Here is a 15,252-nt window from a genome sequence, read left to right on the forward strand (position 1 = left end):
GACCGTCGTAAGGCGTGACCTCTTCGGCGGCGTGGGCAGCGCGCTCGGCTTCTTCTTCGGCGAGGTCGTCGGTCAGAACCTCGGCAGCGGCTTCAGCCTCTGCTGCCTCGTCGATCTCGAGTGCATCGTTCACGATCGCATCAGCCTCCGGGTCGCTCACCTCGACGTCGTCGTCATCCGAGTAGTCCGCGTCGTCGTCCTCATCCTCGATGTGGATGGCGACGTGCTCGGCCGCATCGCTCTGGTGCTCTTCGCGCGCGAGCTCGTTGCCCTCCTGGGCCTCGTCCTCCTCGGAGGACTGCTCGGCCGAGGGCGCCCAGTCGGCGTCGTCGAGAAATCGTTCAGACACGTATTTCGTTCACTTCCATTTGATCGGGCGCGATGCAGCATCCTGCCTCGCACCGTGAGGACGAACAGATCAGGCGGGAACGCCGAAGACCTGCGTCGTCAGCCAGAGGAACACGTAGTCCATTCCCCACACGAGTGCCATCATGATGACGACGAACCCGAGCACGACTGCCGTGTACTTCAGGAGCTCCTGGCGCGTCGGGGTGACGACCTTGCGAAGCTCCGCAAAGACCTGACGGATGAACAGGGCGATCCGCGCGAAGACGTTCAGCTTCTTCTCGCGAGGAGCGCTGCCACTGGCAACGATCTCGCCCTTGGCGTCATCCTGGACCATGTATCCCACCTGGTTGCTTCTGTTGTGCCAGCTTGCGCTGACGCGCAGGGCGGACAGGAATCGAACCTGCAACCTGCGGTTTTGGAGACCGCTGCTCTGCCAATTGAGCTACCGCCCTAAAGGCCGGAAGGCCTTGAGGTGTCTGCAGTCTTCTGCCGCGACGTGAAAGGAGGGATGTGTCCCGATCGCGGGCACGGCGAAAGAATGCAGACTTCTACTGCAGGTCAAGTGTACGGCATGCCCTCACGGCGGGCGAACCGTCCCCGCGCCTTAGGGGGCCTCGAGGCACGGCGTGAACACGGCGATCACCAGAAGCGGAGACTCGTAGCTGACCGTGGCCACGATGCCGCTCTCGTCCACCCACGCGCCCTCGCGCCCCGCGAGTCCGTCGGCGTCGATCGTCGCCCACACCTCCGGGTCGATCGCCGCCGTCACGGCATCGACGAGTGCGTCCTCGGCGGCGTAGTCCGCCCCCACCGAGACAGAACCGACCGCGGCGAATGTGCGCTGGGTGCCGCGATCCTGCTCGCCGCAGGACTGCTCCTCCGGGCCCGTCGTTTCGAGAGTGCGGAGTGTTCCCTCCTCGACCGCTCCGGCAGCCTCCACCAGGGTGTCGAAGATGGCCGCGGCATCCGTCTCGAGCTCATCGAGATCGGGCCCAGCACACGCTGTCAGCAGCACGGATGCCGACACGAACGCGAGAGCGAGCATGATCGGTCTGCGCGCCCGCAGCATCCCTGTGCCCCCGTTCACGGACGCACCACCGCGCTGACTTCGAACTCCTCGGGCGTCGGAGCGCTCGTGCGCACCCCGAGCGCGGCGAGCTGGTCGACGAACCAGCCGTCGTGCCAGTCAGTGATGTCACACGGTGACGAGGAGCCATCGAAGGCGGACCGGTCAATGCCGTGTTGGTACACAGCTCGGCAGCTGGCATCCGTCTCCAGCGCCCACTCGTAATCGTCGTGCGACACCCCGGCGCGTTCGGCCGCGAGCAGGGCAGGGAAGGAGTTCTGGTACTGGTACCAGTGCATCGCCTCGTGCACGAAGATCGGCCAGGCGAGGCGCTCGATTCCCGGCTCCCACGCGACGAACAGCCAGTCGGGGTAGCCGGTCTGGTAGCAGCCACCGACCACGAGGAAGCGTGGACGGTCCTCCTGTCCGGCGTAGCCACAGTTCTCGGGACCGGCATCGAAGATCACCGTGACCTCGGTTGCTCCGATGGAGTCGAGGAAGGCGCGACCCTGCGGATCGTCGCCGGGGAAGACCTGGCCGCCCGGGTTGGGGGCCGCGGGCTGCGGAGCGGCATCCTGCTCGCGCCACTGCCGGATCCAGGCGGCGTCAGCCTCCCATGCCGCAGCAGCCTCCACGTACTGCCCGCGGGCGCGTCGGAGCTCGGCAGCGAACGCCTGATTCTCGGCGAACACGTCAGCGATGGCATCCGCCTGGGATGCCGTCACCACGGTGGGTCTGCGGTCTGCGGTCAGCCACTCCAGCCCGATGACGGCGGCGATTCCGAGCGCGACAGTGAGGACTCCGGCGAGTACCGGAATCCACAGCCGCGCGGGGGTCATCCCACCATGATCGGGCACGCAGCATCCCGGATGCCGAGCGCCGGGCTCAATAGTCGGCGATGCCGTAGCGGTCAGGCTCGGGCCCACGACGGAAACGCCGACCCGACATCGTCTCGGCGTGCACCCGGACGTAGTGGTACTTCAACGTCGGCACCCAGGGCCGAAGCGGAAGCTCGTCAGCAGCCTCGACCTCTTCCTCGGTCGCGAGCCGATGAGCCCGACCGCGCACGATCACGCTCCACGCGAGAGTGTCGGTGTAGTGATCGACCTCGAAGAGCACCTCGTCGTTGACGGTGAGTTCGACAAGCTTGCTGCCCTCGGCGGTGCGGAACACGATGGTGTCCTCATCCACGACGTAGTTGACCGGGAAGATGTCCAAGACATCTCCAACCCGGGTCACCAGGCGGCCGAGTTCTTCGCCAGCCAGAAGCTGCCAGCACTCCTCATCGCTGAGGGTGGCGACGACATCGTCCATCATCTCTTCCATGCCCTTATTGTGGGCGCACGTCTGGGGCGCCGCTAGGGACCCTTGGCCCTTGCGGCGCCCCAGATTGTGGGCTCAGGCGACGCGGATGAGCTTCTTGTTGACGAACTCGTCTGCGGCGAGCAGGCCCATCTCGCGCGAGGTGCCGGAGCGCTTGACGCCACCGAAGGGAAGCTCGGGGCTGTCGGCGAGCACGATGTTGACGTACACCATGCCAGCCTCGATGGCGTCGGCCACCCGCTCGGCCTGTGCGGGATCGGTCGTGAACACGTACGAGCCGAGCCCGTAGCTGGTCGCGTTCGCCACGGCGATGGCCTCGTCTTCGTCGGCGACGCGATAGACCACGCCCGCCGGCCCGAACAGCTCCTCGCGGTAGATGTCGTTGTCGGCTGTGACTCCAGTGAGCACCGTCGCGGGATAGAACGCCCCGTCTCGGGCACCGCCGAGCTCGACAGTGGCGCCCTGCGCGACGGCGCGGTTCACCTGCTCTTCGAGCCGCTCGGCTGCAGCAAGCGACGAGAGTGGACCGATCACCGTGTCGTCGGCGAAGGGGTCCCCGAGGGGGGCTGCAGCCATGGCCGCCACGAACTTCTCCACGAACGCGTCGTAGAGCTCATCGATGATGATGAAGCGCTTGGGGGCGTTGCAGGACTGGCCGTTGTTGTCGAGCCTGGCCTCGACCGCCATGTCCACCGTCGCATCGAGGTCGTCGGTGGAGAGCACGATGAACGGGTCGGAGCCACCGAGCTCGAGTGCGACCTTCTTGAGGTTGCGACCGGCCACCTCGGCGACAGCGGCACCCGCACGCTCCGAACCGGTCACTGAGACGCCCTGGACGCGAGGATCAGCGATCACTGTCGCAGCCTGCTCATTGGTCAGACGCACATCGACGTAGGCGCCCTCCGGGAACCCGGCATCCCGGTAGATCGCCGCGATCGCCGCCGCCGACTCGGGGCACTGGGGAGCATGCTTGAGCAGGATGGTGTTGCCGATGACCAGGTTCGGAGCGGCGAAACGTGCGACCTGGTAGTACGGGAAGTTCCACGGCATGATGCCCAACAGCACCCCCAGGGGCGAGCGACGGATGACGGCGGTTCCCTCGGCGAGGATGTCGAGAGGCGTGTCACCGGTGATCTTCTCGTAGTTGTCGGCGTAATACTCGGTGATGTCGGCGGCGAAGTCGACCTCGCCGAGAGCTGCCGACAGCGGCTTGCCCATCTCGCGGACGATGATCTCGGCAAGCTCATCTCGCCTCTCGCGGTGCAGCTGCGCCGCGCGCCGCACGAGCTCGGCGCGCTCGGCAGGAGCGGAGGTGCGGCCCCAGGTGCGGTAGGCATCGTCGGCTGCCGCAATCGCAGCTGTGGCCTCGGCATCCGTCATGGTGGGGTAGGTGGCAAGCGTCTCCCCGGTGGCGGGATTAACGACGGCGTAGATACTCATGGGTCCTCCTCGGTCGGCAGCGAGCGGTGGTCGGTTGGTCACGACGATGACAGGACGTGTGCCAACACGTCCAGTGCATCATCGAGCAGGTCATCGCCGATGACCAGGGGCGGCAGGAAGCGGATCACGTTCCCATACGTGCCGCAGGTGAGCATCAACACGCCCTGGTCGAGGGCGGCACGAACGACGCGGGACGTGAGAGCGGCATCCGGCTCACCCGTGGCGGGGTCGACGAACTCGACAGCGATCATCGCGCCCCTCCCTCGGATGTCGCCCAGACGCGGGTCGGATGCCTGAATGTCGCGCAAGCGCCGTTCGAGAACGTCGCCGATGTGCCGCGCCCGCGCCGACAGGTCCTCGGTCTCGTACACCTCGATGGCCGCGAGGGCCGCGGCGCACGCGACAGGGTTGCCACCGTAGGTGCCACCGAGTCCTCCGGTGTGCGAGGCATCCATGATCTCGGCTCGTCCCGTGACGGCGGCAAGCGGCAGCCCGCCGGCGATCCCCTTGGCCGTGGTGATCAGGTCGGGGACGATACCGAACAGGTCGCTGGCGAACATCGCACCGGTACGGGCGAAGCCGGTCTGGATCTCGTCGGCGATCAGGACGACCCCGTTGGCGTTCGCCCACTCCTGCAGGGCGGGTAGGAAGCCGTCGGCCGGGACGATGAATCCGCCCTCGCCCTGGATCGGCTCGATGATGATCGCCGCGACATCCGTGACTCCGACGTGCTTCTCGATGACGCCGATCGCACGCTTTGCTGCGGCGGCACCGTCGAGCCCGTCTCGGTAGGGGTAAGACATCGGCGCCCGGTAGATCTCTGGAGCGAAGGGGCCGAATCCGGCCTTGTAGGGCATGTGCTTGGCAGTGAGGGCCATCGTGAGGTTCGTGCGGCCGTGGTAGCCGTGATCAAAAGCGACGACAGCCTGCCGGCCGGTGTGTTTGCGTGCGATCTTCACCGCGTTCTCGACGGCCTCGGCACCCGAGTTGAACAGTGCAGTCTTCTTCTCGTGATCGCCCGGGGTGATGCGGTTCAGCGCCTCTGCCACCGCCACGTATGGCTCGTAGGGCGCCACCATGAAACACGTGTGGGTGAATTGGCCGACCTGCTGCTGCACTGCCGCGACCACGGCGGGGTGTGCATTGCCGATAGAGGTGACGGCGATGCCAGAACCGAGGTCCACGATCGAGTTGCCGTCGGCGTCCAGCAGGATGCCCCCGCCTGCAGCCACGATCGACAGCGGCGCCGTGTGCCCCACACCGGCCGACACTGCTGCAGCCTTGCGGGCCATCAGCTCCTGCGATCGCGGGCCCGGAATGGACGTGACCAGGCGTCGCTCCTGCGGGAGCGTGGGGCCGCCGAGCGGGACCGTGGGGCTATCGAGTTGGCTCATGTCGTGAGGATAGCTGGACGATCGATCGCGCGCGACCCGTCCGGCTCGAACGTCGGAATCCGTCGTCCTCAATCACTTACGCGACGGCTCCCGTCGTGGGAGAATCATCGCGTGATCAATGGTGGCGTGTCGTGGTGGTGGCGAGACATCGGCGGTACCCCGGCCCCTCGCGCGCCGCTCCCGGGTGACCTCACGCTGGACGTCTGCATCGTCGGCGCCGGGTACACCGGAATGTGGACGGCTTACTACCTCAAGCTGGCACAACCCGACCTGCGCGTCGGCGTCATCGAGCAGAGTTTCGCGGGCTTCGGAGCGTCAGGCCGTAACGGTGGCTGGCTGACCAACTCGGTTACGGGAGACCGCTCGCAGTACGTCGCCCGCCACGGGCGGGATGCCGCGATCGCGCAGCAACGAGCACTGAACGACACCGTGAGGGAGGTCATCGAGGTCACCCGCCGCGAAGGCATCGACGCCGACATCGTGGCGGGCGGCGAGCTCGAGATCGCCCGCACCCCCGCGCAACTCGCCCGCCTCCGCAAGACTGCCGCCGAAGAACTGTCGTGGCCCCACACCGACGTGCACGAACTGGATGCCGAGGGTGCTCGCTCGCGCATCGACGTCGCGGGCGTGCTCGGTGGTCTCTGGCATCCGCACTGCGCACGCATCCACCCGGCGAAGCTCGCCGCGGGCCTTGCCGAAACGGTGGAACGGGCGGGTGTGAGGATCTTCGAGCAGACGACAGCTCGAACGATCGAGCCCGGACGCGTCGAGACTGATCTCGGCACGGTTCGCGCCGACGCCGTCATCCGCGCGACCGAAGGGTTCACCGCGGGCCTGCGTCACGAGCACCGCACGTGGCTGCCGATGAACTCGTCGATGATCGTCACCGAGCCGCTCCCGAGCGGCGTGTGGGACGCGATCGGCTGGTCGGGGCGAGAGGCCCTTGGCGACTTCGCGCATGTGTACATGTACGCACAGCGCACAGCTGATGACCGCATCGCATTCGGCGGCCGCGGGGTGCCCTACCGCTACGGATCCCGCGTCGATACTGACGGGCGCACTCAGGAACGCACGATCCGTTCGCTCACCGAGTTGTTGCACGACTTCTTCCCGGCCACGCGTGGTGTGCCGGTCGCTCATGCCTGGGCCGGTGTGCTCGGCGTACCGCGGGACTGGTCGGCGACCGTCGGCTTCGACCGCGCGACCGGGCTCGGATGGGCAGGGGGCTACGTCGGGACCGGAGTCACAGCGACAAACCTCGCCGGGCGCACGCTCGCCGACCTGCTGTTGCGCCGTGGCACCGACCTCACGCGCCTGCCGTGGGTGGATCATCGAGCCAGGCGGTGGGAGATCGAGCCGCTGCGATGGACCGCCGTCAACGCGATCTACACCGCCTACCGCGGGGCCGACCGGCTAGAGGCCCGCGGTGGATCACGCACATCTGCCCTCGCGCGGGTCGCTGACCTCATCGCCGGGCGGTGAGGTCAGCCCGGCTCACTCGGGTGCGTGAGCCTCGAGGAACTCGTAGACGTCTGTCGTGTCCACACCGGGGAACGCCCCCGTAGGGAGGGTGGCAAGGAGCGTGCGCGGGGTACGCACGTTCGGCCAGGAGTGACCACGCCAGGATGACTCCAGCTCTGCCGGCGCGCGGCGACAGCACACCTCCACCGAATGGCGGGAGAGGCCACGATTGGTCGTCTCACGGCCGATGAACCACTTCGTGTCGTCGAAGCGCACGCCCACGCTGACCGAATGGAGCCCCTCGGACGAAGGCTCGACGCGCGCGGTACACCAGTAGGTCCCGTTACCGGTGTCGGTGTACTGGAAGTACGGGTTGAACCGGTCGGGGATGTCGAACACGACGCGGCTCGTCCATTTGCGGCAGCACATCTGCCCCTCGATGGAACCGAACCGGTCGGTCGGGAAGTTCACGTCGTCGTTCTCGTAGGCCTTGGTGATCGTGCCCGACTCATGGACCTTCAGAAAGTGCACCGGAAGATCGAGGTGAACCGTCGCGAGGTTCGTGAATCGGTGAGCTGCCGTCTCGTACGAGACCGAGTACGCGTCACGCAGGTCTTCGATGGACAGCGCGCGGCGAGCCTTGGCTTCCTGCAGAAACGGCACGGCGTCGGCCTCCGGCATAAGGAGCGCCCCCGTCAGATAGTTGATCTCGACGCGCTGTCGCAGGAAGTCACCGTAGCTGGCGGGCTCAGCATGGCTCAGGATGCGGCTAGCCAGTGACTGCAGCACCGCAGTGCGGGCATCGCGCTTGCTGGCGATCGTGCTCGAGAGGTACAGCCTGCCGTGCTTGAGGTCCAGGACGCTGCGCGTGGCCAGCGGGACATCCGAGACGTAATGGATCGTGAAGCCGAGGTGGGCCGCGATATCGGATGCCGTGCGCTGCGTGAGCGGGCCACCGGTGTGTCCGACGGCGGCCAACAGGTCGCGGGCGTGAGCCTCGAGGTCGGCGAAATAGTTCTGCTGACTGGTCATAAGGCGGCGTAGGGACAGGTTCGCGCGGCGCGCCACTTCCGGAGTGGCTGCCCGTTCGTCTCGCAGCCGCTCGATCTCGCCCTGCAGCGCAAGCATCGCCGCGAGCACCTCATCGGGGAGTGAGCGACCGATGCGAAACGGGGAGATTCCGAGTGCCTGGAAGGTCGGCCCCCGCATCGCCCGCTCGAGGGAGACCTCCATCGTCGCGCGCTCGTCCAGCGGCTCTGACTCCAGCAGGGCGTCCAGATTCGTTCCGAGCGCGCGCGCGATGGTGCGTAGCAGCGTGAGCTTGGGCTCTCGCTTTCCGTTCTCGATCATCGACAACTGGCTCGGAGCACGGTCGACCGCCGCCGCCAGGTCGTCGAGGGTCATCCGCCGCTCGGTGCGCAACTGGCGGATGCGCCTGCCGATGGTGAGTGTGTCGATGACATCGTCGTCATCCGTTGTCATCGCCGGGAGCGACTCTTCCTGCGCTGTGAGGCTCGTCATAGCGCCGATTCTGTCACAGAAGCGGAATTTCGTGTGATCTTCACAACCGATCTGGCCAGGTTGGCGCCAAAACTTCATGGAGAGTAGGTGCACGACGACCAACCAGGCGTCGATCCACCGGATGAGAAGCCGGCGGATGAGAGACCAGACAGGACGGATGCGCCATGACTGCAACCACCACCCCGATGCCCGCCCGGACGGCCCCCGTGCCGACCTCGAGCGCCGCGGCGGTGCTCGAGGTCGTCGGCCCGATCCGCGATCGCTACGACGAGATCCTCACACCCGACGCGCTCGCGTTCCTCACTGAGCTGCATTCTCGATTCTCGGCCCGCCGTCACGATCGCCTCGCCGACCGGATGCGGCGCCGGTTCGAGATCGGCAACGGCCACGACCCGCAGTTCCGCGACGACACCGCGCACATCCGCCACGACGACGAGTGGCGGGTGGCCGGCGCCGGCCCCGGCCTCGAGGACCGGCGCGTGGAGATCACCGGCCCCACCGACCCGAAGATGACGATCAACGCTTTGAACTCGGGAGCGAAGGTGTGGCTCGCCGACCAGGAAGACGCGACCAGCCCCACCTGGAAGAACGTGATCGAGGGGCAGCTGAGCCTGTACGACGCCATTCGCGGCCAGCTGCAGTTCACGAGCCCTGAAGGTAAGAGCTACGAGGTCACCGCCGAACAGACCCCGACGATCGTGATGCGCCCGCGGGGGTGGCACCTCGTCGAGAAGCACCTGCGCTACACCGACCGCACCGGACGCACGATGGATGCCTCGGGCTCGCTCGTGGACTTCGGGCTCTACTTCTTCCACAACGCGAAGCAGCTGATCGAGAACGGAGTGGGTCCCTACTTCTACATCGCCAAGCTCGAGTCCGCGGAGGAAGCCAAGCTCTGGGACGACGTGTTCACCTTCAGTGAGCGCTACCTCGGCATCGAGCACGGCACGATCCGCGCCACGGTGCTGATCGAGACCCTGCCCGCCGCCTTCGAGATGGAGGAGATCCTCTTCGAGATGCGGGACCACGTCGCGGGCCTGAATGCCGGCCGCTGGGACTACATCTTCTCGATCATCAAGAACTACCGCGGCCGCGGGGCGCGGTTCGTGCTGCCCGACCGCAGCGAAGTGACAATGACGGTGCCGTTCATGCGGGCCTACACCGAACTGCTCGTGAAGACCTGCCACAAGCGGGGTGCCTTCGCGATCGGCGGCATGAGTGCCTTCATCCCCAACCGCCGCGATCCCGAGGTGACCGAGCGTGCCTTTGAGAAGGTGGCAGCCGACAAGAAGCGGGAAGCCGGCGACGGGTTCGATGGCACGTGGGTGGCCCATCCCGACCTGATCCCGGTGGCGCGCGCGGAGTTCGACGCGGTCCTCGGCGACCGACCCAACCAGCTCGACCGGCAGCGACCCGACGTGTCGGTGCGCGCCGCAGATCTCATCGATGTGCACATCGGTCGCCCCATCACGGCATCCGGCGTCTACGGCAACGTGTCTGTCGGCATCCGGTACATCGAAGCGTGGCTCCGAGGCCTCGGAGCCGTGGCGATCGACAACCTCATGGAGGACGCCGCGACCGCCGAGATTAGCCGCTCCCAGATCTGGCAGTGGATCCACCAGGACCGGACCACTGAGGACGGCACGCCCATCACCCGTGAGTACGTCGAGGGGCTGATCTCCCAGGTGCTGGGCGAGGTGTCGCGCTTCGAGGGCGACCGGTTCGACGACGCTGCAGCGATCTTCCGCGAAGTCGCGCTCGGAACCGAGTTCCCCGCCTTCCTCACCCTCCCCGCCTACGCGCGCTACCTGGTCGAGACCGACTGATCGCGCCCAAGACCCACGACGAAGGACATGACATGACCACCTACCAGGACGACATCGCCGCCATCCGGGACCTCAAGCAGCAGCACGGTCCCGCCTGGGACGCCATCAACCCCGAGTCCGTCGCACGGATGCGGGCGCAGAACCGGTTCCGCACCGGGCTCGAGATCGCGCAGTACACCGCCGACATCATGCGTCGCGACATGGCCGAGTACGACGCCGACTCCTCGCTGTACACGCAGTCACTCGGGGTCTGGCACGGCTTCATCGGCCAGCAGAAGCTGATCTCGATCAAAAAGCACCTGAAGAGTACGAACAAGCGCTACCTCTACCTCTCGGGGTGGATGGTCGCGGCGCTCCGCTCGGAGTTCGGGCCGCTGCCTGACCAGTCCATGCATGAGAAGACCGCGGTACCGGCGCTCATCGAGGAGCTCTACACGTTCCTGCGCCAGGCCGATGCTCGCGAGCTGGACCTCCTGTTCACGAAGCTGGATGCCGCACGGGCAGCGGGCGACGAGACCGCGGCCGAGTTCATTCAGTCCGAGATCGACAACCACAAGACCCACGTGGTGCCGATCATCGCCGACATCGATGCGGGCTTCGGTAACCCCGAGGCCACCTACCTGCTGGCCAAGAAGATGATCGAGGCAGGCGCCTGCGCCATCCAGATCGAAAACCAGGTCTCGGACGAGAAGCAGTGCGGTCACCAGGACGGCAAAGTCACCGTTCCCCACGAGGACTTCATTGCGAAGCTCACCGCGGTGCGCTATGCGTTCCTCGAACTCGGGATCGACAACGGCATCATCGTTGCCCGCACTGACTCGCTCGGCGCGGGTCTCACGCAGAAGCTCGCTGTCACTCACGAACCCGGGGACCTCGGCGACAAGTACAACTCGTTTCTGGACGTCGAGGAGATCTCGGATGCCGACCTCGGCAACGGCGATGTCGTCATCAAGCGCGACGGCAAGCTGCTGCGTCCCAAGCGGCTGGCGAGCAACCTGTACCAGTTCCGTCCCGGGACCGGCGAAGAACGGTGCGTGCTCGACTGCATCACGTCGCTGCGAAATGGCGCTGATCTGCTATGGATCGAGACCGAGAAGCCGCACGTGGAGCAGATCGCCGGGATGGTGGATGCAATCCGCGAGGAGATCCCGAACGCGAAGCTCGTGTACAACAACAGCCCCTCGTTCAACTGGACACTGAACTTCCGTCAGCAGGCCTACGACGCCCTCGCCGCGGAGGGGAAGGATGTCTCGGCATACGATCGCGCCGATCTCATGAGCGTCGAGTACGACGACACGGAGCTCGCGCGGCTGGCCGACGAGAAGATCCGCACCTTCCAGCGCGACGGCTCGGCCCGGGCAGGGATCTTCCACCACCTCATCACGCTGCCGACCTACCATACGGCGGCACTGTCGACCGATGACCTCTCAAAGGGGTACTTCGGCGACGAGGGGATGCTCGCCTACGTGCGGGGTGTGCAGCGCCGCGAGATCCGCGAGGGCATCGCTACCGTCAAGCACCAGAACATGGCAGGAAGCGACATCGGCGACAACCACAAGGAGTACTTCGCCGGTGACGCTGCCCTCAAGGCCGGAGGTCAGCACAACACGATGAACCAGTTCAGCTGATCATCGACCAGACACGGATGCCCCGGACGACATCGTCCGGGGCATCCGTCGTGCCCTGGCCCGTCGTCCCGCAGCGCAGGACGGGTCAGGCGATTTCGCCCGCGGCCACGACCTCCGCCAGGCCCGCAACGCGTGAAAGGTGATAGACCCCGTAGGCGTCTGCTTCACGGATGCGGCGCGCGTCGGTATCCGTCTGGGTGTCGTGCGCGAGCGTTGCCGCGAGCATCCGGGCGTGCATGAGCCCACCGGCGAGGAATCCGAGGAGCATGAGGTACGGGACGCTGACGGCATATGCGTCGCGGGTCGTCCCGAACGCGATCAGCCGGGCTGTAGCCTCTTCGGCCGCCGCGCGGGCACTTTCGAGCCGGCTCGCGGTGCGCGCCGCTACCGGGTGGTCGAACGCCTCAAGCGCGGCGATAGCCTCGGCGACCTCCTGGAGCACTCGCGCGACAGTCGTGCCGCCGTCTCGAATGACCTTGCGGCCGATGAGGTCGTTGGACTGGATGGCCGTCGTGCCCTCATAGATCGGCATGATGCGGGCGTCGCGGTAGTGCTGCGGGGCCCCGGATTCCTCGATGAAGCCCATGCCACCGTGCACCTGGATCGCATCGGACGTGATCCGCAGTGCCTCTTCGGTGGTCCATCCCTTGAAGATCGGGACGAACAGTTCGGCAAGACGGATGCCGTCAGCATCCGTGGCCCGGTCGAACAGGTCGCCGACGTACACACCGAGGGCGCGCATCGCGGCGATTTCGCTCGCCATCGACAGCAGCAGGCGCCGCACATCGGGGTGCTCCGCGATCGGGGTTCCGTCGGGTCGGTCCAGCACCGCACCCTGCATGCGCTCTTCGGCATACGCTCGCGCGCGCTGGTAGGCGCGGTCGCTGATGCCGGTGGCTTGCAGGCCCATGCCGACCCGCGCCGAGTTCATCATGACGAACATGCCGGCAAGGCCCCCGTGGAGCTCGCCCACGAGGAAACCGGTCGCTCCCTCGTACTCAAGCACGCAGGTCGGGCTCCCGTGGATGCCGAGCTTGTGCTCGACCGAGACGGTCGTGATCGCGTTGCGTTCCCCGGGGTTGCCTGACGCGTCGGGCAGGAACTTCGGGGCGACGAACAGCGAGATCCCCTTCGATCCCTCAGGGGCATCTGGTGTGCGGGCGAGGACGAGGTGGACGATGTTCTCGGCGACATCGTGGTCGCCCCACGTGATGAAGATCTTCTGACCCTTGATCGACCACGTGCCGTCGCCGTTCGGGGTCGCCATGGTGCGGATCGCGCCGAGGTCGGTGCCCGCCTGCGGCTCGGTGAGGTTCATCGTGCCGGTCCACTCGCCGCTGACGAGCCGCGTGAGGTATTGCTCGCGCAGATCGTCGGAGGCATAAGCGTCCAGGGCGTGGATCGCACCGGTGTTGAGGGCACTGCAGAGTGCGAACGAGGTATTGGCGGCGTTCCACATCTCACCGAGGCCCGCCTGCACGAGCGCGGGAAGCCCGTCCCCGCCCGCTGATTCGGGAGCCTCAGCGGTGACCCAGCCTGCGTCGACGATGGCACGATAGGCCTCCGGAAACCCCGTGGGCGTCTTAGCCTGACCGTCGACCACCGTCACTCCCTCGCGGTCGCCGGAGGCGTTCAGCGGTGCGAGGACCTCTGCGGCGAGCTCCCCTGCCGCAGAAAGTGCGTCAACGGCATCTTCTGCGGAGAGCGCACCGTCTGTGGCCCGGGCCACGACGTCGGTGCCGAACGCCTCGGCGAACAGGAACGCGTAGTCATCGATGGGAGGAACGTAGGCGGAGGTGTCAGCCATGACGAACTCGCTTTCAAGAGGTGGGACTGCGACTCATCATAGATGACACTGCGTCTCACGGCGCGTGCAGCATCCGTCTCCCCCTCTCTGCCGAACCCACACCCTCTGCGCTGAACCCACACCTTTCAGCCCGCGAATCGTGTGGGCTCGCGCCGGACTCTGTGGGTTCAGCGACGGTGGCTGGGGGCTAGAGGATGCCGCGCTCCAGGGCTACCGTCACCGCGTGGGTGCGATCGGCGACCTCAAGCTTGTCGAAGACCTTCAGCAGGTGGGTTTTCACCGTCGACTCACCGATGCCGAGATCGAGGCCGATGAGCTTGTTGCTGCGGCCCCGGGCTACCAGACGCAGCACCTCGATCTCGCGCGGAGTCAGGGTCACGGATGCCGCGGGCTCACGCATCCGTAACACCAGTCGGGCCGCAACCGCCGGGGAGAGCGCCGTCTGCCCGGCTGCGACAGACCGGATGCCGGCGATGATCTCGTCCTGCGGGGCGGCCTTGAGGAGATAGCCCGCCGCCCCAGCTTCGATCGCCGCGAGAATCTGGTCGTCGCTCTCGTAGGTCGTGAGAATCAGCACGCGCGGGGCATCGTCGCCCATGGCGACAATGCTCGCTGTGGCAGCGACGCCGTCGAGCACTGGCATCCGCAGGTCCATGAGCACGACATCCGGCTTCTCGCGCGCCACGAGCTCGACTGCCTGCGCGCCGTCGGTCGCTTGCCCGACGACGTCGAAGCCTTCCTCGTCCGCGAAAAGACCGGCAAGCCCGGCACGGACGACGGGATGGTCATCGGCGATCAGCAGCCGGATCATGCGGCAACTCCTGCACGCGGCAGCAGAATCGTGAGGACCGAGCCGCGGCCGGGGACCGAGTCGACCTCAACGGATCCTCCGGCGAGTGTTGCACGGTCGCTGATGCCGTCGAGTCCGAATCCGGTGCGGGCAGCTGAGGGGTCGAATCCGACTCCGTCGTCGCGGACGGTCATCCCAATCCCCTCGCCGTGGGGCGCGACGGTCACGACCACTAATGTCGCCCGCGCGTGCTTGCGCACGTTAGCGAGTGCCTCCTGCAGGCAGCGCAGCAGCACGACCTGCTGTTCGCGATCGAGATCCACACCGGCCGCGACCTCGACGTCGATCGCGAGACCGACCTCCGCACGGAAGCGCGCGGCGAGACGTTCGATCGCTGCCGCGAGAGCATCATCGGCGGGGACCGCTGCCATCCGCGCCACGAGCGCGCGAGACTCGGCGAGCGCCTCGCGCGCGGTCTGCTCGATCGTCGCGATCGCCTCGGCAGCGGCATCGGTTCGCCCGTCCCGCGCCTGCCTGCCCGCCCGCTCGCTCAACAGCACCAGGCCCGCAAGAGTCTGGGCCAGAGTGTCGTGGATGTCGCGAGCGATGCGCTCCCGCTCCTCTGCCGCGCCCCGATCGCGGCTAAGC

Annotated in this window: 13 protein-coding genes, 1 tRNA gene and 1 pseudogene; 3 read left to right on the forward strand and 12 right to left on the reverse strand. The window is 66.7% G+C overall.

All coding sequences use genetic code 11. The features are described from left to right. From B3587_RS08485 to gabT, 8 genes and pseudogenes are all read right to left on the reverse strand, one after another. A pseudogene (locus tag B3587_RS08485) lies at positions 1 to 349 on the reverse strand (transcription termination/antitermination protein NusG); the annotation flags it as partial. Positions 350 to 418: 69 nt separating this feature from the next. Then, positions 419 to 682, reverse strand: a complete 264-nt coding sequence (gene secE, locus B3587_RS08490; RefSeq protein ID WP_228177937.1) for a preprotein translocase subunit SecE — start codon at positions 680 to 682, stop codon at positions 419 to 421. 45 nt (positions 683 to 727) lie between these two features. After that, positions 728 to 800 (reverse strand) — tRNA-Trp (locus B3587_RS08495). A gap of 152 nt (positions 801 to 952) precedes the next feature. After that, complete coding sequence (locus tag B3587_RS08500; RefSeq protein ID WP_292727842.1) at positions 953 to 1,435, reverse strand: hypothetical protein; 483 nt, start codon at positions 1,433 to 1,435, stop codon at positions 953 to 955. Next, positions 1,432 to 2,253 (reverse strand): hypothetical protein, encoded by an 822-nt coding sequence (locus B3587_RS08505; protein ID WP_292727844.1) that lies wholly within the window; start codon positions 2,251 to 2,253, stop codon positions 1,432 to 1,434. The genes B3587_RS08500 and B3587_RS08505 overlap by 4 nt, the downstream gene beginning before the upstream one ends. A 46-nt stretch (positions 2,254 to 2,299) precedes the next feature. Continuing rightward, complete coding sequence (locus B3587_RS08510; RefSeq protein ID WP_292727846.1) at positions 2,300 to 2,740, reverse strand: pyridoxamine 5'-phosphate oxidase family protein; 441 nt, start codon at positions 2,738 to 2,740, stop codon at positions 2,300 to 2,302. A gap of 72 nt (positions 2,741 to 2,812) precedes the next feature. Continuing rightward, positions 2,813 to 4,177, reverse strand: a complete 1,365-nt coding sequence (locus tag B3587_RS08515; protein ID WP_292727848.1) for an NAD-dependent succinate-semialdehyde dehydrogenase — start codon at positions 4,175 to 4,177, stop codon at positions 2,813 to 2,815. 38 nt (positions 4,178 to 4,215) lie between these two features. Next, positions 4,216 to 5,571 (reverse strand): 4-aminobutyrate--2-oxoglutarate transaminase, encoded by a 1,356-nt coding sequence (gene gabT, locus B3587_RS08520; protein WP_228177932.1) that lies wholly within the window; start codon positions 5,569 to 5,571, stop codon positions 4,216 to 4,218. Positions 5,572 to 5,682: 111 nt separating this feature from the next. Between gabT and B3587_RS08525 the strand changes: the two genes are divergently transcribed. After that, positions 5,683 to 7,053 (forward strand): NAD(P)/FAD-dependent oxidoreductase, encoded by a 1,371-nt coding sequence (locus B3587_RS08525; RefSeq protein ID WP_292727850.1) that lies wholly within the window; start codon positions 5,683 to 5,685, stop codon positions 7,051 to 7,053. Positions 7,054 to 7,065: 12 nt separating this feature from the next. Here the strand turns inward: B3587_RS08525 and B3587_RS08530 are convergent, their stop codons facing one another. Further along, complete coding sequence (locus B3587_RS08530) at positions 7,066 to 8,514, reverse strand: helix-turn-helix transcriptional regulator (RefSeq protein WP_292727858.1); 1,449 nt, start codon at positions 8,512 to 8,514, stop codon at positions 7,066 to 7,068. 203 nt (positions 8,515 to 8,717) lie between these two features. On the opposite strand from B3587_RS08530, the gene aceB reads away from it, so the two are divergent. Together aceB and B3587_RS08540 are read left to right on the forward strand one after the other, a co-directional pair. Then, positions 8,718 to 10,379: a malate synthase A gene (aceB, locus tag B3587_RS08535; RefSeq protein ID WP_414683129.1), complete on the forward strand. Its 1,662-nt coding sequence runs from the start codon at positions 8,718 to 8,720 to the stop codon at positions 10,377 to 10,379. 32 nt (positions 10,380 to 10,411) lie between these two features. Beyond that, positions 10,412 to 12,007 (forward strand): isocitrate lyase, encoded by a 1,596-nt coding sequence (locus B3587_RS08540; RefSeq protein WP_292727851.1) that lies wholly within the window; start codon positions 10,412 to 10,414, stop codon positions 12,005 to 12,007. Between the two features lie 85 nt (positions 12,008 to 12,092). Here B3587_RS08540 and B3587_RS08545 read toward each other — a convergent pair whose 3' ends face one another. The 3 genes from B3587_RS08545 to B3587_RS08555 form a co-directional block, all read right to left on the reverse strand. Then, positions 12,093 to 13,814: an acyl-CoA dehydrogenase gene (locus B3587_RS08545; protein WP_292727853.1), complete on the reverse strand. Its 1,722-nt coding sequence runs from the start codon at positions 13,812 to 13,814 to the stop codon at positions 12,093 to 12,095. Positions 13,815 to 14,001: 187 nt separating this feature from the next. Further along, positions 14,002 to 14,625 carry a response regulator gene (locus B3587_RS08550; protein ID WP_228177928.1) on the reverse strand — a complete coding sequence of 208 codons (624 nt, stop codon included), beginning with the start codon at positions 14,623 to 14,625 and terminating at the stop codon, positions 14,002 to 14,004. Further along, positions 14,622 to 15,252: sensor histidine kinase (locus B3587_RS08555; protein WP_292727856.1), on the reverse strand; the 631-nt coding region annotated here is incomplete at its 5' end. The genes B3587_RS08550 and B3587_RS08555, both read right to left, overlap by 4 nt.

Origin of the sequence: Microbacterium sp. UBA837 (assembly GCF_002296025.1) — a bacterium.
In the GTDB taxonomy this organism is placed as follows: domain Bacteria; phylum Actinomycetota; class Actinomycetes; order Actinomycetales; family Microbacteriaceae; genus Microbacterium.

Coding starts and splice junctions, on each gene's coding strand:
- secE (WP_228177937.1), bottom strand. CDS start 682: ATGGTCCAGGATGACGCCAAGGGCGAGATCGTTGCCAGTGGCAGCGCT.
- B3587_RS08505 (WP_292727844.1), bottom strand. CDS start 2,253: ATGACCCCCGCGCGGCTGTGGATTCCGGTACTCGCCGGAGTCCTCACT.
- B3587_RS08510 (WP_292727846.1), bottom strand. CDS start 2,740: ATGGAAGAGATGATGGACGATGTCGTCGCCACCCTCAGCGATGAGGAG.
- B3587_RS08515 (WP_292727848.1), bottom strand. CDS start 4,177: ATGAGTATCTACGCCGTCGTTAATCCCGCCACCGGGGAGACGCTTGCC.
- gabT (WP_228177932.1), bottom strand. CDS start 5,571: ATGAGCCAACTCGATAGCCCCACGGTCCCGCTCGGCGGCCCCACGCTC.
- B3587_RS08530 (WP_292727858.1), bottom strand. CDS start 8,514: ATGACAACGGATGACGACGATGTCATCGACACACTCACCATCGGCAGG.
- aceB (WP_414683129.1), top strand. CDS start 8,718: ATGACTGCAACCACCACCCCGATGCCCGCCCGGACGGCCCCCGTGCCG.
- B3587_RS08540 (WP_292727851.1), top strand. CDS start 10,412: ATGACCACCTACCAGGACGACATCGCCGCCATCCGGGACCTCAAGCAG.
- B3587_RS08545 (WP_292727853.1), bottom strand. CDS start 13,814: ATGGCTGACACCTCCGCCTACGTTCCTCCCATCGATGACTACGCGTTC.
- B3587_RS08550 (WP_228177928.1), bottom strand. CDS start 14,625: ATGATCCGGCTGCTGATCGCCGATGACCATCCCGTCGTCCGTGCCGGG.